Raw genomic sequence first — 22,216 nt, 5'->3', positions numbered from 1 at the left:
GAAGTCTTTTAACGCTTTTTAGGTTAATTTTGTACATTTGTTAATGTGATTAGTTGCCCTATTAGATTTGAATAGGGATGATTAATTATACTGTGTAAATCAATACAGAAAGTAAAAGGGCTTCGACTTGCAGGATGGAGCCCTTTTCATTCCGGCATATGTACGTTAAGGGGCATTTGTATTGTTCATAATAAAAGTCTTTAATTTATTTTTTTGAGTTTTTAGTAACGTTGATATGTCCACGCTCTACCTTGAAAGCAGCAATTCCTGTGCTGGCAATTTTGTCCAGTACGACGGAAATGTTTTCTGATTTTTTAATCACAGCAAACACTAGTTCCTTCTTTAGCCCCTCGTCGACAAAATGAATATCTACATTGTACCATCTCGAGACCTTGTCCATCACGGCGTCTAAGGTGATATTGTCGAAGACAAAAAGGCCTTCCTTCCAAGCGATGGCGTCTTTGGCATATACTTCGTTCATCTTAGATCCCGAAGTGGTAACGACCAACTCATGACCAGGCGCAAGCAAATTATTTCCATAGGGGGTGCTTACGCGGACACTTCCCTCTAACAATGTCGTGGTAGCGACTGTATTATCGCTATAACTGGAAACATTGAACTTTGTGCCCAGTACTTGGATCCTTTGTCGATCTGTCTTGACGACAAACGGCTTATAATTATGCGAAACCTCAAAATAGGCCTCTCCTTCTAATTCTATAGTACGCTCTTTCCCTGTGAAATGAAGGGGATATTTTAAGCGGGATTCTGAATTGAGCCAGACTTTGGTGCCATCGGCTAAGGTGAGCTGATACTGCCCTCCTCGCGGAATGGACAACTCAAGCTGGGAAGACCCTTTGCGCAATACCTCTTTGTTTTCAACCATTGATCCGTCGGCATAGGTAATCTTATCGCCCATTATTAAGGATGACTGATGGCTATTTAAATCGATAACGGAACCATCATCAAGGAGCAATTGGGCTTTGTTCCCACCAGGAAGGTAGTCGACCTTGTTTTCTTGAACAAGAAGTTGTCCCTTGTCTCTGTCTTTAGCTGAATAGAGGAAAAAGGTAAGCGCAAAAAAAGATAAAAGTAAACAGGCCGCCGCACTGTACCAAATACTTTTCAATCTCCGTCTCTTAGTCTCGAGCTGATGTATAAAACCTGTATCTTTCAGCAGACGATACAACATCCGTCCTTTAACCTTCAATTCTTCAGTAGGATATTCGGCGTCTTGATAGGCCACACTTCTGTACCAAGTTAAAAGTTCATTATTCTCCACATCCGATATGATTCCGGTGTGCAGTCTGTCCACTAAATACGTAATCCTATCTATGTTCATAAACTAGGGGTATATAATAGGTAAAGTAATGGAAAAGCATTACCCCTATATCCATATTAAAAAAAAGTAAAATAAATGTTAAAGTATGCTATCGAGGAGGTAAGATGAGACCAGTACATATAATCCATCTTTATTCATTCGGGTTTTAAGAATTTTAATCGCGCGGGTCAGGTTGGCTTCAACTCCCTTCTCAGAAATATTTAACAGGGCTGCTATTTCTGAATTTTTGAGACCATCCTCACGGCTATATTTGAAAACGATCTTGCATTTGTCAGGCATTTGCTCTACGACATCGCGTATATATTCTTCAAGAAACAACCGGTCCAATTCCTTTTCTCCATCTTGGATCTGCTCCACCTCATATTGTGTTTCTACTAGAATAAGTCTGTTTTTTTCCTTGCGATGATAATTAAAAACGGCATATTTTATGGCGGTAGCAAGAAACCCTTCTATATGGGTAATAAGATAGTTCTCGCGGTTGTCCCATAATTTCAGAAAGACTTCGTGGACAATGTCTTCAGCGAGGCTTTCATCCCGGGTGTGATTCCAGGCTATTAACAGCATCTTTTTCCAATAACTATCATAGATACGCGCAAATGCGGTGTGTTTACCTTTACGAAGGTCTTTTAACACATCAGATTCGTCGTTATCAAGAATTTGGGACATAAAGGACTTTGAAGATATTTAAAGCAATATTAAACATTTATATGGGTAATCCAAAGCCATCCCCTAGAATTAGAGAGAAGAGTGTATTTTATTTAACATGGACATTTAGGGATAGAATAACGTAGTCTAATCCGCAATGTAAGACTACGCTATTCCATGGACTTATTCCTGCTCCGCTAGATGTATCATCGCTTCTATCTCTGCCATTAAATCGGAGTCGCTGGAAAAGCCAGCGGCCCTAAATCTCAAACGTCCATTCTTATCGATAACAAATTTGGCGGGGATACTCTTAGCACCATAACTTTTCACCACCTCATCCGTATTGTCCATAAGGACCTGAAAGGTGAAGTTTTTGCTCTTAATATAGTCACTCGCATTTTTTTCCTTATTATCGCCGCGCTCATAGGTATCGATAAAAAGGAAATGCACATTTTGGTCATCCTTATACTTGTTGACCATCGACTGCATTGCGGGAAATGAAGCTTTGCAGGGTCCGCACCAAGTTGCCCAGAAATCCAAAATGACGACCTTTCCTTTAAGTCCATCAAGAGTGACTGTGTTACCATCCAAGTCCTTCAGACTGAAAACAGGGGCGTCTTCGTCAAGCATCTTTGTTCTCAGCTCTTCTATCTTTTCCGCTACCTGTGATTTATTGAGTGAAGCTAAATACTGGTCGAATCCCTGATTACTTTTATTTTCTTCTTCAAAAATGGCCTTTAAACGGTCAACAACATTGGCCGTGGACATACGGCTTTCGATGAGCTGTTCCAACTCTTTCTTCAGCATATCGGATGGATAAAGCTCGGTAGCTAACTTGACATAAAAATCAGTCAGATCCGCATCTTTGCGCTTGACATTATAGCGCATCGCTTCTGTCGATAATTCTAAAGCACGTTGCTTTTCTCCCAGCTTGTAGGCTAGGCGTGCCTGGTCAGTGGTAAATAAGGCATAGCCATACTCCCGTCCTGCCAGAATAGAAGCTGTACTATCTGCAACCCGTTTTGCATCCTCCATCTTTTCGCGCGCCCAATTTCTTTCCTTTTCCATAATTTGTCCAGCAAAATCCAGGTCTATCCCTTTGGCTACTGCCCTCCTTGCATATCCCGCAGTCGCAAAATGTATGCGCTCGGTTCCCGTCACTTCACCCAACTCATTAAGGAATTTTTTAAACCCATCGAAATCTTCTGCATCTAGATAGGCATACAATGGATGCATACGAAACATGTCCCTTCTGTTCTTTTCGCTCGACCACGTCGGATCGGTATCTATTCTCTTTACGATTTCAAGAGCGATCGACTTGACTTTATCGACATCTTTTTCGGCATAAAGTCTATTTATTAATTCTTCCCGTTCTACCTTGGCCTTGTCGGCAATTGGTGTATTTTCTTTTTGTTCTTGTGCGAAGACGGCTATTGCTAAGCATAATCCCAACACAACAAATGACAATTTCTTTATCATGATTTTCTTTTTCTATTAAACTTATAAACTATTTAGTCATTATCCTGCATCTGCGGATTTTCGGCCAATACTTTTGGGGGTATCTTGAACGTGAGCCTATTATTTGTTAACGTAAATGTTTTTGCAATACTCCCTTGGTTGGTATATATTGTATGCTCACGTTTAACCGTAGCGCTAAATTCGGCATCGACCGAAAGCCTTCGCATATCATACCAACGATAGCCCAATCCGGAATATTCCCGGATTCGTTCTTCTAATGCAAACTTAACCAGCGCAATCCGATCGATAGCAACCGAGTTGGGAACAGGCGCTGCAGACACTGGCATCCTTTTGATTCTTAATGCTTCTAGATCAGCTTTTGAACCTGTAAGATTTCCTAACCTCGCCCTGACTTCTGCTCGCATGAGATAAATATCGGACACGAGCATGCCAATAATGGGAGAAAAAGGTGCTGTTTTTCGCGCCATACCTAGCGGAAAATTTGCACCACTCGGATAAGGAGCGGAATGAAGAAAGTTCCGCCTCAAGTCTGACGGCCCATAAAGTGCCATTGTCGCGGGTGTCAATACAAGTGCGTTGGATACGCCAGTCCAGTCGCCAATTGACTGTCTAGCGTACAGATTTTCCTCATAGTTATACAGGTTGGGTAGTAGTGGTCCGAAAATTGTAATTGGTAAAAAGGCGCCGCCAGGACCAAATGTTACGTTATAATCGTACAGCCGGACTGGATATGTTGAGGTATTAATTCCGCTCATTGCTGTATCCAGATGTGGAAGCGCTTGTTCAAAAAGGCCCATGAAAAGGTATACTTTACCTAACAACGCTTGTGCGGCAGGTTTAGACATGCGGAATCTATGTCTAGGTACTTGGTCTAGATAAGGCAAGGCTGACTGCAGATCGTTAATAATAAAATCATAGACCTCCTTAACGGTGTTTCGCTGAAAATTATTAAGCAATACGTTTGCCCGATCAATGATGGGAAAGCCTTTGTCTGTTGCCGCAGTCGCTGCTACGTATGGAGGAGCAAATAAATTAATCAATTGAAAATATGTCCATGCTCTTCCTGCTAATGCCTCTGCCTGTAGGGTCTTCTTTTGTGCTTCACTCCCCCCTACCGAAGCCAACACCTCATTTATCACTATATTATACAAATAAAGTGCTTTTGTTGGATCACTTATTTCCTGCGCATCTTCATTTTGTTCATAAATATCCTTCTCCCATTGAAAAGCGCGCTGTTGCTGTTGTGTCGCTCCTGCATAATAAGGCTCTATCCCAGCCATCTCATCCCCCATAGCTTGGGGTTTTGTAATGAACTGATTGCCTAGAGTTAAACTATTCAGAAGTAAATCATAATCTGACGTGGTTGAAGCAATTAATTTACCAGGAGGCGTAACTTCAAGAAAATCGCCTTTACACGCGATAAATAGAACGGAAACCCACACTAATATCGTAATCTTACCTATATTTTTCATCTGTGTCTTGTTAAATTAAAATGATACATGAGCGCCTATGGTTATCGTCCCCTGCATACTTCTTATGCCACGTGTAACGCCTGTGACACGTTCGGGATCCCCGCCTAACGGCGCTGCTGTACCGACCCCTTGAAATTCGGGGTCGATACCGAATTTATTTGCTTTCCAGAGCATAATATTTGATAACTGCATCCTCCAGGTGACGCTCCGGGTCTTTGTTGCATCCAAGAAGGATTTGGGCATCTTGTACGAGAGCGTGATGTCCCTAAGTTTAACATAAGAAGCATCTAGGACATTATTGTCGCCATACACATAATAGTTGATATCCCTTCTGCTATTGGACAATGCCGTATTGCTCACATAAGAGGGCACATCGGTATGGTTTTCATCACCAGCCTTTTGCCATCTCTCTAGAAAAATAGAATTTATATTGCCCTGTGACAAATTAATGGCTGAGTTGTAGCTTCCAGCAACCCGCACTAAAGCATTCGTACCGATCAAACGTCCGCTGAAAAAGCTACCAACATCCCGTCTCATATGATGACCTAGGTTAAAGACTGCATTGATACCTAAAGAGAATCCTTTGTACGAAAATGTGTTGGACAATCCGCCACTAATCGGGGGTTGACTGGTACCCATATAAAGCATGTCGTCGGGCGTTGCCACATTTCTGGCTTTAGTGACTTCTCCAGATTTCCTAATCTGAGGGTCTCCCATAGCATCCAATCCGGCGTAAGGATAAGCAAACAGTGCAAAAGCAGAGTACCCTGAAAAATACCGCTGGTCAATCATCTGTTGCCCTGTTGAAATAGGCGTAAGATATTTCAGATCGGTTATTTCATTTCTGTTGTATGCTAGATTTAATAAGGTTGTCCATGTAAAAGCAGGAGAATTGATGTTTAACGAATTTATGGACAGCTCTATCCCGTTATTTTTTAAACTGCCGTAATTTCCAACAATAACGGAATATCCTGTGAGTGAATTCACGGGTAGTTGCCCAATCAGATCTTCAGTCTTCTTATTGTAATAATCTAATGATCCTGAAAGCCTATCATTGATTAGGGAAAAATCTAGGCCAAAATTGGTTGTTTTTGTCCGCTCCCAAGTCAGGCTGGGGTTTGCGGCAGTAGCAACGGAATAACTTCTACCTCCTGGCAATGAGGCAGAAGTTGCAGATGTTAAAATATTATACGAGGATGCCACTCCAGGTATCGGTGAATTGCCCGTAACGCCATACGTGGCGCGTACAGCCAACTTATTTATTAGCCCGATCTCTTTCATAAACTCTTCCTGATCAATATTCCATTTAACACCGGCACTCCACACGGGCTTGCCCTGCGCTCCCTTATCTAAACCAAATAAATTACTTCGGTCAACGCGCCAGCTTGAATTAAGAGCATATCGCTGTTTATACGTATACGCACCATTAGCATAATAGGAGGTGAAACGGATCTGGCTTTCCGATTCGGTATAAAAATCCGGCGAAAGCACACTTCTGTTAAAATTATTGGGAATAACAGGATTCTGAATACCTAAAGAAAGCGCTGCATAGTCTACCGGTATTGCATTCCTTAGTTGCTGGTTGTATCCACGCACAACGCTTTGGTTGAGGGTCAGCTTTTGCTCCTGCGCCTCCTGACCGGCTAATAGCGTCAACTGATGTTTGGACTGATCCCAACTGTGGTCAAATACCAATTGATTTCTAACGGTCCACTCGCTCTGAAGTGCATTACCTACAGAGTATTTCCCGCCTGCTAAAGGTAAATAATAGACAGGTGCAGACGTACTGGAAGGTGCAACTGTAAATTGGACAAGCTCATTGCGTTGTACAAAACTCAAATTGTCATCGTATAAAGATGACTTATTATGCCCTCTTATATAACCAAACACACCTTCATAACGTAAAAATTTTAAGGGATTGATGGTGAGCCCACCTATAATTCTATTCAGCAAATTGTTGTTATTGGCCTGGGCAAGATCAGCATCTTCGAGAGGTTTGTAACCCAAGCCGATTCTACTTCTAGCTTCTGCATCAATTCTTGCTGGATCGGACAGCTCCCCTACGTAAGGAATTGAAATATCTTCGCCTGCGGCGTCCCGGAACAATTGGTAAGGATAAAATCTAGAGTCAACAGAAACATTCCGGGGAGATTTCCCTTTATTCGCCGTAAGGTCCGTAATAAGATATGCTCTCACCAATTTGTTAAAATTAAAGTCCTGTCGCACGTTGACTTTGTATGTATTGTCCCGCTGACCAACACGGCTTGACTTTGTATCTGTATAGGCCGCTGACCCATAAAATGAATGCACCTTACCTCCACCAGTAATGGATAGGGTATGATTCATGAGCATGGCATTTTGGTACCATAAATCCTGTATTTGCTGAAGATTGTTAATCGATGCCAAACTGTCCAGACGGCTGTTTGCCTGAGAAGCGGTAATAATACCTCTATATTGGTCGTATAATATCGATTCATGTACCGGCATTCCTATTGCACCTAACGTGTAAGCACTAGCGGTATTCCATGGATAGATCACTGGATCAAAAACATCCTTTGCGGCCTGTATGTACTGTTGACTATTTAACACTGGAAGGTAATCTAAATCAGGTTTACCTCTAAAATTTATAAAGCCGTCGTATTCTAGGCGGACCTTTTCTGATTGAACACCTTTTTTTGTTGTGATAACGATAACACCATTCGAAGCTTTAGCTCCCCAGATCGAAGCTGCTGTGGCATCTTTCAATACAGTAATATCCGCAACATCCTGTGGGTTTATAGCATCTATACTTGTCGTGGGAATGCCATCCACAACGACCAATGGTGATCTGCTGGAATTAATGGAATTTAAACCACGAATAAGAAATGACTCTGCACCTGGCGAATTATTGACATTCAACCCTGGGACAAGACCATCAAGACGCTGAAGCACATTCATACTTGTAGAGCGATTAGCTACTAATTCTTGATTAGGCTTGGCGAATGCACCTGCACTACGCTCTTTGGATATGCTCTGATATCCTGTATTAACGATACTTACTTCTTCCAGTACGGTAGTCAATGGTTCCAAACGAATAATAAGAAATTCACCGGTTGTCTGGGATTCCATCACTTCGTATCCTACGTAGGAAATTTCTAAGCGAGATTTTTCGGGAATGTTTGGTATGCTAAACTTTCCGCTTTCGTCCGTTTTGGTGTTAATACTTGACCCTATCACCCGAATACTCGCCCCAACTAGCGGCTGTCCAGCTTCGTTTAAGACCTGACCATCGACTGAGGTTTGAACAGGGTTTGCTTCTATACTAGTGTTTCGTGCAGTCGCTCTGAGAATTATTGTTCTGTCTCGTATGGTATATATAAATGGCTGTCCTTCAAGACAACTATTAAGTACTTCCTTTAGTGGAGTATCTTGGACGTCAATATCCACTTTGGCGGCCCTCTCCAATAAAGCTTTATTGTAAATAAAATCATATCCGGTTTGAAATCTGATTTTATTGAACACGCTTTGTAAAGAAAGACCCGTCCCCTTTAAAGTCACATTCTGTGCTACACTCTTGGCACTCAAATGCATACTGAAACATATTAAGACAATTATTAGCCTCATAATAAGCATTAATTTGTTGACATGCCAACCGGGCATACCAAAACATTTCGCATAAAATTTATACATTTGTTTGGGTTAAAAATTTGATTAAGTTAGTAATGCATCTTTCAAATGACACCCGAATCGCCGGGAATGTTCCACCATTTCCGGCTCTCTTTTTATCGTGTCATACCGTTTATAATTTTATCTTTTTACAAGAATCCTCCTTCCCTTGATTTCAAAGCTTACTTCGCCTGTAGCCTCCATTATGTTTAAAATGGAGGTTATACTCTTATTTCTTGAAATTTTGCCGCCCAGTTTCAATTCATTTGGGGCAGATGGATCATATTCTATATCTACATTGTACCACCGCGATATTTTCCGCATTAAGCTATGGAAATCGTCATTTTCAAGATCAAAATCTCCGTTCTTCCATGCTAACTCGACATTCCCGGTTACAGGTTTTATATCGATATGTTCTGTAACTATTGCTTGTTGGTTGGGCTGTAGCTTTTTCACTATTCCCTGGTGGGTTACTTTAACCGATCCTTCTATCAGTGTAGTCTTTATGCTGGGTTCTTCCTGATATGCACTAACATTGAAAATTGTACCAAGAACTTCCACTTCCTGCCCTCTACTTTCTACAATAAAGGGTCTGTTGTGATCTTTCGCTACGACGAAGAAGGCTTCACCTCTTAATTCTATTCTTCGCTCCTTTAACTTGGAAAGGCCCGTCGAAAATTTCAGGGAGGAGGCAGCATTCATCCAGACTTTTGTTCCATCAGGTAAAATGATTCTATACTGGCCTCCACGTGGTGTTTCGATCGTATTCATAGCGTTTAGATTCGCGTTCTGATCGTTGTTTACCTCATAAACTATTTCACCTGAGGACAATTTATTAATCTTCACCCCTGTTTTATCAAACAAAACCCCATTAGTAGCAGCTTCCAAATTTATAATCTGCCCATTTGCCAATGTAATATATGCATGATCCTTACCGGGTTCGATATAGGCAAGCACATCTTCCTTTTTGATCCTGTCTTGGATGGCTTCATTTTTATTTATATGAAAAAACCAGACAGCTAGCAAGATTGCCGCTAGCGAAGCTGCGATATAGATTGTTCGTTGTAGATTTGTATAATTGCTACGCCTCCTTTCTTTTATTGGTAGCCTGACACTAATTCTCTGTATTTTTTCCTTAAGTTTTTCGTCATCATAAACCGGTCCGTCGAAAGCACCAAAAGTTATCCAACTTTCTAACAGTGCTTTTTCTTGCTCTGTGCATTGTCCCTCACGATACTTTGCCAAAAGTTCGGTAAACTCATCTTGGTTTATCATTTCTTCAAGTTTTATACACCAATATAAATCTGCACCCTAATAAGGGTTAAAAAAAAATTAAGAAATTTTTAAGAAGTTAATAAGAACACCTCTAAAGGTTTACTAGAATAATTACAAGCAGAAAAGAAGTATAAATGTTCCTAGTTTCCGTTTAAGAATCTTTAATGCGTGATGCATATGACTTTTCACCGTTTCTTCGGAAATACCCAGCTCTTCTGCAATTTGCTTTCTCGAATATCCGACCTTCCTACTCAGATTAAAAACTTCTCGCATTTTTTTCGGTAAAGCTTCAATTTCGTTTTCAATCAATGCTGCAAGCTCATTATGCCGTATAAGGTGATCCGTTTCGTCTACCTGATATTCGTTCAGAAGAAATTGATTAAAAGAATCCAGATACCGATCCGTGATTTTTTTTCTTGAAAATATATTTAGCACTTGATATCTTATCGCATTGTATAAGTAAGGGGCTATGGGTTGACTTTCATCGAGTTCAGCTCTCTTATTCCAAAGTGACATAAAGATTTCGTGCAAAATATCTTCTACCTCTTGTTCGTTAGGCAGACGCTTTAATGCAAACGTATACAAAAGCTTAATATAACGACTATAAATTTCGGTGTAGGCATATTGGTCACCTTGCTTTAGCAAGGTGACTAAATCTTGATCGGTATATCGATTGTAATTAGCCATTGAATAGGTCAATAGCAAAGTTATAAAAAAACAGATGAAAAACGCCCCTTCATATTGATTAACATTACTATCAACGGAACGTTATTGCCATGTGTTAAATTTCTGATGAGGTCTTAAAGAGATTAGACGTACCTCTAGCTATTAATCGCGTTTTGCTGTCATTCCAGATCTCGCACTGCGCATTCACAAATTGTTTTCCCCTTTTTATTATTTTTGTCTCTGCAACAATATCATCCCCACCTTTAGCAATAGAGAAGTAATCTATGCTATTATTGATCGTAATATAAAAAGTATCATCATTAAATGAAAACATTGTAGCACCTAATATATCATCTATTATAGCTGCAGTAACTCCTCCATGCAGATAACCTATCGGATTTAACCATTCCGATCTTATTGTGTACTTAAATTCTAAATGCCCCTCTTCTGCTATCAGAATTATCGGATTCAGCCACCGCATGAAAGGTGAAGGCGATCTCTTAAATTCTCTACCAATAAAACGCTTCAAATATTCTAATCTATTCATAAATGCTTACTTTTAAAAGTATAAGAGTCATTACTAAAAAACACAGATAATCTATCTTTCTGCAAAGATAGAAATTAAGAATATTAAATAATTATTGTATTTTTTTAATACAGAAAGAGTAAACCAACATTAGCGTCCTTAAAGCAACTTTTTGTTAAAAAACTAGACGAACTCCTCCCAGATCTGCCGCCTCTTCACAAAGGGCTACAACAGAATACCGACGATAAGACGAACAGGTTCAACACAAAAATAGTCCTTACGATACGATTGCAATACAGTGAGTAATGGTTTTTGCTTTTAATGATATTGAGAATACTTTACCAAGACAAATGTTTATTTATTTTCGTTGACTTTGATCTCCGGACTAATTCTTATCAACTCTTCGTAGGTGTGCGGATGCTATTCCTTTTTATTAAAAAATGGTATTTGATTCAAAAGAGACAATTCACTTAAATCCTTATCATTATGTTTCAACGAATTGTTAATGAATATAAGATGGGTTTCTTATTTAGATAGCTTTATAGTATTTGCACGCCACATTCGCCAGACCACCAAAAAATATATTGTCATATAACTAAAAAAATAAAAAAAATATTGAAAACCAGACTCCGTATTGTACTTGCTCTACAAAATATGGAAGTTTACTTAATCTGTTAATTAAGAACGATATAAAAAAAAGGTTTATTTAATCACTGTCATTTTTGCTTTATCGCACAAAAAAAACATTCATTGTATCCATAAAATAAATCACATTAGTTTACACTATAAATTTTAGTCACATAACATGATAAAACAAACGATTATCCTGCGGATGCTCACGCTTTTCATCGGGCTTAGTGTAGTATCTTCGGTACAGGCGCAAGAGAAGCATAGCTGGAAAGAAGGCCAATCAGGTGGTTATAGCTATCGTTACGTAAGCAATGACCCGATGAATAGCCGTTTTTACACCCTTAAGAATGGAATGACGGTTATCCTGACGGAAAACAAAAACGAGCCGCGCATTACTGCACAAATTGCGGTACGTGCCGGAAGCAATAATGATCCATCAACACATACTGGTTTAGCACACTATCTGGAGCACCTTCTTTTTAAGGGAACGAGCAAATTTGGCACGTCAGACTGGAATAAAGAGAAGGTACTACTTGATCAAATAGAAGATCTTTACGAAACGTATACGAAGGAAACGGATGTTACTAAGCGGAAGTCCATCTATCAAGAAATAGACCGTCTGTCGGGAGAAGCTTCTACCTATTCCATCGCCAACGAGTACGACAAATTGATGTCTAATATTGGTTCGCAGAATACCAACGCACATACCTGGTTTAACGAGACCATCTATAAAGAGGACATTCCCTCGAGCTCGATCGATAAGTTCTTATTGATCCAAGCCGAGCGTTTTCGTTATCCTGTATTTAGGCTCTTCCATACCGAACTGGAGACCGTGTACGAGGAAAAAAACATGAGTCTGGACAACGATGGCAACCGTGCCTCTGAAGCTTTGCTGCAGGCTTTATTTCCGAAAACCAATTACGGACAGCAAACGACATTAGGTACCGTGGAACATCTGAAGAACCCTTCTCTAAAAGTAATCCGTTCTTTTTATGATCAGTATTATGTAGCCAATAATATGGCTATTGTATTAGCAGGTGATTTTAACTCTGATGAGATTATTAAGAAGGTAGATGCAAATTTCGGAAACTTTCGTGCCGGAACTGCAGTTGCCGATAGCGACGTAAAAGAGCAGCCTATACAAAAATCCCAAACTTTAGAAGTATCCGGTCCTCGTGCGCAGTATATGATGATGGGCTACCGTGTTGGTAAAAGCGACAGCCGCGAAGCTTTGTTAGCTGATGTGGTCGGTGCAATTCTGTCTAACGGTAAAGCGGGCTTAATCGACTTGAATCTAACGCAGAAACAACGGGTGTTGGCGGCAGGGACGAACATAAACCAGCAAAAGGATTATGGTTTCTTTATGCTCTATGGCTATCCGAAACAAGGACAGACGCTAGAGGAAGTACGCGCATTGCTACTGGAGCAACTGGCGTTATTAAAAAGGGGTGAGTTTGACGAGGATTTGATCAATGCTATCCGCGCTAATGCAACATTTGCTTATCTCCAAGGCTTGGATAGTAATAAAGAGCGTACCGAAAATCTGGTAACCGATTTTATCCGTACCAAGAGCGCAGGATGGGACCAGCAGGTAACATACCTAGATATCCTATCTAAAGTTACGAAAGCGGAGATTGTTAAGTTTGCGAATGATTTCTTTCAGGACAATTACATTGTCGTGAACAAGAAACAAGGCCAGCCGGACGCTATTGCAAAAGTGGAAAAACCACCGATCACACCTGTAAAGACGAATGCTGATAAACAATCTACGTACCTTGCGGAGATCGCGGCCATGCCTTCCCTACCTGTTTCACCGGAGTGGTTGGATTACAAACGTGATATTGAACACAGCAAATCAGGACAAACGGAAGTACTATACATACAGAACAAAGACAATCAGTTATTCCGCCAGACCTTTCTTTTTGATATGGGAAGCTGGAATCAAAAGTTATTGCCTTTAGCAGGTAATTATCTTTCTTACCTGGGTACGGATAAGATGACAGCGGCACAGGTCCAGGAAGCTTTTTATAAGTTAGCTTGTGATTATAGTATCAATATCGGAACCGATGAGACACGGATAACGTTAACGGGATTACAGGAAAATTACGGAGAGGCAATGCTTTTATTGTCTGATCTACTGAAAAACTGTAAAGTGGATGAAGCTGCTTTGGCAAATCTTAAAAACGACGTCATGCAGCAGCGACAAAATAATAAGACCAATAAGCGCAACATTATGCAGGGTCTAATGAGTTACGCTACTTACGGGTCGAAAAATCCTTTTAATGATCAGTTGTCAAGCGATGCCATAATGGCAATCAAAGGTGAAGAATTAGTAGCTCTCTTACACGGTATGATGGATTATCAACATAAGATCGTAGCGTACAGCCCTCTTGAGTTAAAGAACTATAATACTACCTTAACGAAATATTATAAATCACCAAAAACATTTGCTGCTATGCCTCCAAAAAGCAGCTATACGCGTTTAGAACAATCGGAAAACACGGTATTGTTTGCGAATTACGAAATGGTGCAGGCGGATATCAGCTGGTACCGTAAGGGTGAAGATTACCAAGCCGATAAGGAAGCAGGTGTTGCTTTGTTTAATAGTTATTTTGGTGGCGGTATGGGTTCTGTGGTCTTTCAAAACCTTCGTGAGGCTAAAGGATTAGCCTATACTACGTACGCTAGGTACAGCACTCCTTCGAAAAAAGAAGATCCTTTTCAAGCTTCGGCTTTTATCGGTACACAATCGGATAAAATATTTGATGCAGTAAACGGCATGAACGATCTGTTGAATACTATGCCGCGTTCAGAAAAAGCATTCGAAACCGCAAAAAGAAGTTTTTTAAGCGACATTGAGACACAGCGTATCCGTAAAGATGGTATTGTATTCAGCTATTTACAGAACTTAAAGAAAGGTATGGAGCACGACCGTCGTAAAAGCTGGTATGAAAATGTAAAAACCATGCAGTTTGCGGATATTGAAGCCATACATGCAGCTGGTTTAGCAAATAAGCCATACACGTACTGTATCGTAGCTTCTGAAAAAAACGTAAGCGATGAGCAGCTTAGCCGCATCGGAAAGCTCACTAAGTTAAGTCTTACCGATATATTTGGTTATTAGTATATGATAATGAACAGACAAGCGTTAAATATAATTTTTTCCTCACTCAACGTCGTTGTGGTCGCTGTCTGTGTCGTCATTTTAATTAAAATGGGAGGAGCAATTATTATTTAATATTTTTTAAACAATATACTACACAAGCCTCCCATTAAAACCGGGGGGCTTTTTTATTTAAAAAAAGTAATATGACAAGCAAATTATTCAGTATCAGTTGCAACTCGAGCGACGAAACAACAGCACAACTGCTTAAACACATCTCACAGAAAGGATACAAGGTGTGCACGATCTCCAAGTCCTTAACCGATGTCAAGGATGTGAATCTGATCACTATTGAAATCGAAATCGAAGGTCTTTATGTCGATACCTTCATTAATCAAATACAGGCTATCGACGGTATTCTAGATGTAAGTGTATCGTTTGGGGCTGTACTCCAAGTGGCTACCTATCAGATGAAATTTGATTCAGAAAGTTTTAAAACATTAGATATTTTAAGATCTCATAATACGCAGATTATTAATATAGAAGCGGATAAATTACTTGTCTTGCATGTGGCATCAGAAAAAGACATCAAACTCTTATATAATAAGCTTGACAATAACTCATTGCTTGGATTCTCCCAGATTCCGCTTGCTATTGTACAACAACTACCCTGGGGGAAATTGATCTAAATATTACGCTCCATTAAACTCAAATTATTAAGCCTCAATTGATATTGATTAATTTTTAATACGACTGCTGATGCACATTTGCTACCGCTCGGCCTGAAGGATCGTTCTGATCCTGAAAGGAAGCATCCCAAGCTAAAGCTTCGGGCGTACTACATGCGACAGACTTGACCGAAGGTACTGTAAGCGCTGCCTCCGAAGATGGATAATAGCTTTCAAAAATACTTCGGTAATAATATTCTTCTTTAGTCTTAGGGGTCTGAATTGGAAAGGTAATTGCGGCATGACTGAAATTGACATCAGACACTTCTCTTTCTGCAACTTCTTTTAATGTATCAATCCAACTGTAACCCACCCCATCTGAAAACTGTTCTTTCTGTCTCCATAATATGCTGTGCGGGAGATAGCTTTCAAAAGCTTGGCGAAGTACCCACTTCTCAATCCTACCGTCCTTTATTAACTTCTCTTCTGGATCAAGCCCCATCGCTACATCCATAAATTCTTTATCAAGAAACGGTACACGCCCCTCTACCCCCCAAGCGCAAAGTGCTTTGTTGGCACGCAGGCAGTCATACTGGTATAGTTTACTCAGCTTACGAACCGTCTCTTCGTGAAATGCCTGTGCATTCGGTGCTTTATGAAAATATAGGTAGCCTCCGAAGAGTTCATCAGCACCTTCGCCTGAAAGCACCATTTTTATACCCCGGGACTTGATCGCTCTGGCCAAAAGATACATCGGTGTAGAGGCTCTTACTGTCGTGACATCGTATGTCTCTAAATGATAGATAACATCGCGCAGTGCATCTAGGCCCTCTTGCACTGTAAAGTGGACTTCATGATGATAGGTACCTATAAACTCTGCTGCTTTACGTGCTGCCTGTAAGTCTGGCGAACCTTTCAGCCCCACAGCGAAAGAATGTAGCACCGTCTTGCTGCGGTTATACGATATTTGATCACGCTGCTCGAGCATCTTTTTTGCAATAGAGGCAATGACTGAAGAATCCAGACCTCCCGACAATAAAACACCAAAAGGCACATCGGACATTAGCTGTCGGTTAACAGCTGCTTCAAGTGCACGCTGGATATCGGCTACCGCAGTTGTGCAAACAGGATGTTCTTGCCACGGTCTATGGTACCAGCAGATGGGTCTTACTCCGACAGTACTGTCTAAATAATGCCCTGGAGGAAATTGTTCGATCTGTGTGCAAAACCCTTCAAGGGCCTTTAGTTCGGATGCGACAAACAGCTGCCCTATGGAATCTGTCCCGTAATACAATGGGATAATCCCGACATGATCTCTTGCAATCAGGAAACTATCTTTTGTGTGGTCATAGAGGGCAAAAGAAAAAATTCCGTTTAATTTTTCAATAAAAGAAATACCGTAGGTTAGGTAAAGAGCCAAAATAACCTCCGAATCAGAAGCTGTCTGATACTCATAATCTGGGGTAAGATTTTTTAATTCATTATAATTATAGATCTCGCCGTTCACCACCACAGTCACCGTTCCGTCTGAGCTGTGGAGAGGCTGATTGCCTGTTTCTGGATCAATGATGCTCAATCTTTCATGTGCTAAAAACGCTCTTGGAGAGCTAAACACACCTGACCAATCGGGACCTCTATGACGTATTCTTTTGGCCATTTCTAAAACTTTAGGTCTTAGCAACGATTCGGTTTCCTTGAGCATGAATGCTCCGATAATTCCACACATTTTTTTAAATTTTCAAGTTTATTGATGGTAATTTTTCTTGCTACTCCTACGAGTATAAATCATAATTTATTTCTAAAAATGCCTTGCGCTATTTGTGTTGACAAAATTGAAAAACATTCAAAAAAATCCCAATAACATAATATAAAATCAATAAAATTCAGCGAATAATTAAAATTTTCAAAAGAAAGTCAGGATTTAATTAAAATAAAACGCAATAAACAAGAAAAAAATACAATAAATTCTGATCTACTCCAAAAAACAAACTATCACACAGAGAATGGATATATATAATTTTATTCTTAAAAAATACAACAAAAACAACTTTTAATAAACAAGCACTTTCAGAAAAACAGCGAAGCCCCACACTATATATAGCGCAGGGCTTTTGCAAAATTAAAAACAGTAAATCTTTTTCTTTAAAACTAAAAATTAGCCGATGGGCTCTAGATATTGCGCGTAGCAGTACCCCTCTTCCCCATCTTTTGTCCGTACCAACCACCATTGGCTATTAGCTCTACTGATTAACGTGATGATTTCGTTTTTAGCAGCCTTTCCAACGATAGGTTGATCTGTCCCTGGTCCCTTGCGTACATTAAGGTTTGAATTCTCGGTAATGACACGAGCCTGTGTACCTGCTACCGCAGTAGACACATCTACATTCATCACCACATCGCCGGACAAAAAATTAGGGTCTATCTGATTATAGATGTCCCATAATTTATTCTTAACATCAGCATTCGGAGCTGTGCCTCTTATTTGTAAAACTCCATCCTGCTCTGCCATCTGCAGATCACTGATACCAGAAGCATTAGCGGTATCAATCAAAACTTTATATTTATTTAATAAAGACATATTTTCTTTTTTTTAAAACCTCTATTTAACAACTAACGCCGACATATCCACTTTCTTGGGATTCAGGGCATCCAACGATTGCTTCAGCACCATAACCCGCGCCTGCTCTAATGTGCCTGTGACCGTAATCACACCACCTACTACGGTAGCTTTTACCGTTGGAAAATCTTTTGTTGCGTCCACAATTTTAGCCGTCAGATCCGCATCATTGGTATTGATTTCTATAGGAGCCTTTACCGTAATATTATTGACCACAGATTTCACCCCTTTAGTATCCGCTGCTTTAGCTGAACTCTCTAAAGCCATACGCTCATCTTCCGAACCGACCGTACCAGTCAAGGTAACTACCCCATCCTTGACATCCACCAATACTGCCGGGCTTGCACTAACTGCCGTTTCTACCTTCGTTTTTAAATCCGCATCCGATATCTTGGATTTACAAGAAATTGTTCCAAAAGTGACAACCCCAGCCACTAAGAACATTGACAATACTTTTTTTAGACTCATAATCATGTCATTTTAAAATTTCAATAAAAAAACAGTTAAGAGCTACATTTGTTTGGAGGAAAGGTTTATTTTTTTTCGACAGGATTAAGAACACAAAACATATTGTATCTTAGCAAGACGGTTAACAATATAGCCAAAACAATAAAAAACATGGTCTTTAAATCAAAAATCAGCAAAGGACTGCTAATCTTACTTCTAGTTGCTATTTTACTTGCACCTGCTATTATGTTATACCACCACACGCATGTATGGGAAGCTATAATCCTTTTATTACTGACCTCCGCAATATGCCTTCCTAGCCTACTCAACACCCGCTATACTATCGAAGAAAACACATTAAAAATCAGAAGTGGAATATTTTATAAAAAAGATCTTGCCATAGACAGCATCCGAAAGATTGTAGAGACCAACAATATGATTAGCTCACCTGCCGCATCCCTAGATCGGTTGGAACTATTTTACAACAGCTTCGATTCCGTTCTGATATCCCCAAAAGACAAAGCCGGTTTTATCCGTACTATTCAAGCTATCAATCCTGAGGTGGAGGTGATATACAAGTCGTAACATGCCGTTCCAAATCTTTTATAGCCGCCATGACCATGGATAAATCCGACTGTTCATCCGGAAAAACACGCGTACTATACGCATGGAACTTCCATATCTCCAGCACCTCTTCCGCAGGCACTGTATAAGGGCTATAAGTAGAATTAAGTGACGACAATAGAAACTGTCCCTCTGGAAGCCAGGTGACCAATTTGAATACAACATCCTGTTGTCCCTTGAGAATCACAATGCAAGGCGTACCAGCAGAAAGAGCCGTCCAATCTTCTACATAGCTCCCCGTAATATCACTCCCATCTGGAATCGGCAGCATCGAATCACCGACAATAGGGAAAATACGGAAAGTCCCTCCCTGTAGATGCGGCAGTGAATACTTTGGCAGTGAAGCTATAAATTCAGGATCAGCATAACTCGCCGCATACCCTGCTTTGGCCTTGATCGGCACATACTCCACATGCTCATTATTACTTTTATCTACACTAATAGCCAATATCCGAAGATTCCCTCCTTTTATAAAAACATCATTACCCGATTCCAGCTCTCTCAGTTTCAATTCACCCAATAGCGGAAGATTAACCTTGAGCAAGGTATCGATGCTTACAGAAAAAAAATTAGAGAAATTAAGATAATCCTCAGGTTGAGGCGCTTTCGTATTTCCAGCCTCAATAGAAGCTAATTTCGCCCTTGTTAACCCTAATTTCTCCGCAGCTGTTTCCTGACTCAATCCCTGGCGTGTACGCAGGAATTTAATATTGGAAGCAAAAAATATTTTTTGATTTACCGACTTCATTTGTTATTATAGATAACATTAAATTGTTACTATTAATAACAAAAATAAGTAAACAATGCGGTAAATACAAGAATGAACTAAAAACAAAGAGCACAGCGTATGGAGGGGACAGCAAAACAAGAGGTGATAAGACAACTTCAGGAAAAGATTTTAAAATTAGAAGGCTTCAAACCCAATACGGGATTATTAAGCCGGATTGATTTTGGTTTGGCCGAGATAGAATCCGCTTTTCCTTTCGAAGTATTCCCCACCGCCGCAGTCCATGAGTTCATCAGTCCCACTGCAGTCCACGCCACCGCTACCAATGGTTTTATTGCCAGTTTAGTTGCCAAACTTATGCATGCAGGCAATTTTTGTCTCTGGATCAGTACCAAACGCAGCTTATCCCCCCTTGGCCTATCGCATTTCGGGTTAGCACCACACAAAGTCATCTTTGTGGATGTCGCACAGGACAAAGATGCCCTATGGGTCATGGAGCAGGCCCTCAAATGCACCGCACTGGCAGCCGTAGTCGCAGAAATGGAAGAAGTCAGTTTTTCCGAGTCCCAACGCTTACAGCTCGCTGTAGAGAAAAGCAATGTTACCGGCTTCTTACATCGGAGGCGCCCTCGACATGAAAACACCTTGGCCTGTGTGACCCGATGGAAAATCCGCGCCATCGCCAGCAATGTTCCAGACGGCCTCCCTGGAGTAGGTTATCCCACTTGGGAGATTTCTCTAGAGAAAGTCCGCAACGGCAGACCTGGAAAATGGCAGGTATGCTGGCAAAACAATCGACTGGTACATCTACCTAATGAAGCACACCCAGCAATGGGACTACAAAACAACGAACAATATGCCTAAGCGTTATATGTGCATCTGGTTACCCTTCTTCGGAACCGATAGAGCAGAAAAGGAACAGCCCGAACGCAGGAAAGCCCCTTTTGTGCTCACTCTTGCCCAAAACGGCCGTATAAAAATACAAGCAGCAAATAGACCTGCGCTACAAGAAGGCTTATCCTGTGGTATGGTATTCGCCGATGCCCAGGCTATATTACCTCAACTGGAATCATCGACCTATGATTATATTCTGCTTAGCCAGACACTAAAAGCACTCGGCGAATGGTGCATCCGTTTTGCTCCCATCGTAGACTTACAAACTCCCGATGGCATCGTCCTTGACATATCGGGCTGTGCACACCTCTGGGGAGGTGAAGAAAAATACGGCAACAACATTATCGATAGGCTCGACCAAGGGGGCTACCAGGCACAAGCAGCAATTGCCGACACCATAGGCACAGCTTGGGCAGTTGCCCGTCATACCCAACGACTCAGCATCGTCCCTGCAGCACAACAAGCGCAAGCCCTATCCGGACTACCCCCATCAGCACTCCGGATTTCCCAACAGATACAACAGCGCCTACACAAACTGGGCTTTCGTTATATTGAAGAGTTTATGCACATCCCCAAAAGCACATTAAGACGACGTTTTGGAGATGAACTCATCACCCGGCTAGAACAGGCCCTAGGGACACAGCAAGAACACATCACTTCCATAGAGCCCATACCGATCTATCAAGAGCGGCTATCTTGCTTAGAACCTATATCGACCAACACAGGCATCCAGATAGCCTTAGAACGACTCTTAAACACCTTGTGTGATAGATTAAGAAAAGAAGAGAAGGGACTGCGTCAAGCCGTATTCAGAGGATATCGCATCGATGGTAACCTACAATCCATCCACATAGGCACAGGAAGAGCTTCCTGTAGCCCTTCGCATCTTTTCAAATTATTTGACCTCAAGATACCCAACATCGAGCCTGCTTTAGGTATTGAGTTATTTGTTTTGGAAGCCACTTTGGTAGAAAACAGCGTTCTTCCACAGGAAGGCCTTTGGCTAACTAAAGGTGGTCAGCCGGAAATCGCGGAACTACTGGACAACATTGCAGCCAAATTAGGCCCGCAGAGCATCCATCGTTTTTTACCGTCGGCCCACCATTGGCCCGAACGAGCCATAGAACCCACCGTTTCTTTGGACATGCAGCCTCAATCGAGCTGGCCCAACTATACACTGCGCCCCCTACACCTACTGACACAGCCCGAACCCATAGAGGTCATGGTGCCCCTACCCGATTATCCCCCGGCACTTTTTAGGCACCGCAAGAAAGTGTACAAGCTCGTCAAAGCAGATGGTCCTGAACGCATCGAACAGGAATGGTGGATCAGCAGCGAACAACCGAGGGATTACTATCGTGTGGAAGATGAAAAAGGAGCGAGATATTGGTTGTTTCGCTCCGGATATTACGGACAGGGCCACCCCAAATGGTTCCTTCATGGTTATTTTACATAGAAC

At 41.0% G+C, this 22,216-nt stretch carries 17 protein-coding genes; 5 read left to right on the top strand and 12 right to left on the bottom strand.

Annotated features, from left to right (window positions below; translation table 11 throughout):
* Nucleotides 1-205: 205 nt before the first annotated feature.
* From CLV99_RS09990 to CLV99_RS09955, 8 genes are all read right to left on the bottom strand, one after another.
* Entirely contained in the window at nt 206-1,339 is a 1,134-nt protein-coding gene (locus CLV99_RS09990; RefSeq protein ID WP_133584359.1) for a FecR family protein, read from the bottom strand.
* 78 nt (nt 1,340-1,417) lie between these two features.
* A complete protein-coding gene (locus tag CLV99_RS09985; protein ID WP_133584358.1) occupies nt 1,418-2,005 on the bottom strand; it encodes a sigma-70 family RNA polymerase sigma factor in 588 nt (195 codons plus the stop codon).
* 162 nt (nt 2,006-2,167) lie between these two features.
* Complete coding sequence (locus CLV99_RS09980) at nt 2,168-3,463, bottom strand: TlpA family protein disulfide reductase (protein ID WP_133584357.1); 1,296 nt, start codon at nt 3,461-3,463, stop codon at nt 2,168-2,170.
* 32 nt (nt 3,464-3,495) lie between these two features.
* Nucleotides 3,496-4,935 (bottom strand): RagB/SusD family nutrient uptake outer membrane protein, encoded by a 1,440-nt coding sequence (locus CLV99_RS09975; protein ID WP_133584356.1) that lies wholly within the window; start codon nt 4,933-4,935, stop codon nt 3,496-3,498.
* Between the two features lie 15 nt (nt 4,936-4,950).
* Entirely contained in the window at nt 4,951-8,538 is a 3,588-nt protein-coding gene (locus CLV99_RS09970) for a SusC/RagA family TonB-linked outer membrane protein (protein WP_162850088.1), read from the bottom strand.
* A gap of 183 nt (nt 8,539-8,721) precedes the next feature.
* A complete protein-coding gene (locus tag CLV99_RS09965; protein ID WP_133584354.1) occupies nt 8,722-9,855 on the bottom strand; it encodes a FecR family protein in 1,134 nt (377 codons plus the stop codon).
* Nucleotides 9,856-9,966: 111 nt separating this feature from the next.
* Entirely contained in the window at nt 9,967-10,542 is a 576-nt protein-coding gene (locus CLV99_RS09960; RefSeq protein ID WP_133584353.1) for an RNA polymerase sigma factor, read from the bottom strand.
* A 94-nt stretch (nt 10,543-10,636) separates the two neighbouring features.
* Nucleotides 10,637-11,068 (bottom strand): PaaI family thioesterase, encoded by a 432-nt coding sequence (locus tag CLV99_RS09955; RefSeq protein WP_133584352.1) that lies wholly within the window; start codon nt 11,066-11,068, stop codon nt 10,637-10,639.
* Nucleotides 11,069-11,852: 784 nt separating this feature from the next.
* On the opposite strand from CLV99_RS09955, the gene CLV99_RS09950 reads away from it, so the two are divergent.
* A complete protein-coding gene (locus CLV99_RS09950) occupies nt 11,853-14,801 on the top strand; it encodes a M16 family metallopeptidase (RefSeq protein WP_246032731.1) in 2,949 nt (982 codons plus the stop codon).
* 185 nt (nt 14,802-14,986) lie between these two features.
* Complete coding sequence (locus CLV99_RS09945; protein ID WP_133584351.1) at nt 14,987-15,469, top strand: hypothetical protein; 483 nt, start codon at nt 14,987-14,989, stop codon at nt 15,467-15,469.
* A 55-nt stretch (nt 15,470-15,524) separates the two neighbouring features.
* Here CLV99_RS09945 and asnB read toward each other — a convergent pair whose 3' ends face one another.
* The 3 genes from asnB to CLV99_RS09930 all read right to left on the bottom strand — a co-directional run bounded on the left by asnB (nt 15,525) and on the right by CLV99_RS09930 (nt 18,533).
* Nucleotides 15,525-17,174, bottom strand: coding sequence for an asparagine synthase B (gene asnB / locus CLV99_RS09940; RefSeq protein ID WP_133584350.1), 1,650 nt, complete (start codon nt 17,172-17,174; stop codon nt 15,525-15,527).
* A gap of 429 nt (nt 17,175-17,603) precedes the next feature.
* On the bottom strand, nt 17,604-18,026 hold the full coding sequence (locus tag CLV99_RS09935) for an SH3 domain-containing protein (protein WP_133584349.1): 423 nt from the start codon (nt 18,024-18,026) through the stop codon (nt 17,604-17,606).
* A 21-nt stretch (nt 18,027-18,047) separates the two neighbouring features.
* On the bottom strand, nt 18,048-18,533 hold the full coding sequence (locus CLV99_RS09930; protein WP_133584348.1) for a BON domain-containing protein: 486 nt from the start codon (nt 18,531-18,533) through the stop codon (nt 18,048-18,050).
* A gap of 150 nt (nt 18,534-18,683) precedes the next feature.
* On the opposite strand from CLV99_RS09930, the gene CLV99_RS09925 reads away from it, so the two are divergent.
* Complete coding sequence (locus CLV99_RS09925; protein ID WP_133584347.1) at nt 18,684-19,097, top strand: PH domain-containing protein; 414 nt, start codon at nt 18,684-18,686, stop codon at nt 19,095-19,097.
* Here the strand turns inward: CLV99_RS09925 and CLV99_RS09920 are convergent.
* Nucleotides 19,063-19,884: an XRE family transcriptional regulator gene (locus tag CLV99_RS09920; protein WP_133584346.1), complete on the bottom strand. Its 822-nt coding sequence runs from the start codon at nt 19,882-19,884 to the stop codon at nt 19,063-19,065. The two genes, CLV99_RS09925 and CLV99_RS09920, sit on opposite strands and share 35 nt — an antisense overlap.
* A 99-nt stretch (nt 19,885-19,983) precedes the next feature.
* Between CLV99_RS09920 and CLV99_RS09915 the strand changes: the two genes are divergently transcribed.
* Nucleotides 19,984-20,727 carry an ImuA family protein gene (locus CLV99_RS09915; protein ID WP_133584345.1) on the top strand — a complete coding sequence of 248 codons (744 nt, stop codon included), beginning with the start codon at nt 19,984-19,986 and terminating at the stop codon, nt 20,725-20,727.
* The gene (locus CLV99_RS09910; protein WP_079645759.1) at nt 20,720-22,213 is read left to right on the top strand and encodes a Y-family DNA polymerase; all 1,494 of its coding nucleotides are present in this window, start codon (nt 20,720-20,722) and stop codon (nt 22,211-22,213) included. The genes CLV99_RS09915 and CLV99_RS09910 overlap by 8 nt, the downstream gene beginning before the upstream one ends.
* Nucleotides 22,214-22,216 lie beyond the last annotated feature (3 nt).

It is taken from the genome of Sphingobacterium yanglingense (assembly GCF_004363245.1).
Lineage (GTDB): Bacteria > Bacteroidota > Bacteroidia > Sphingobacteriales > Sphingobacteriaceae > Sphingobacterium > Sphingobacterium yanglingense.
This window is presented reverse-complemented; position numbering and strand designations above follow the sequence as displayed.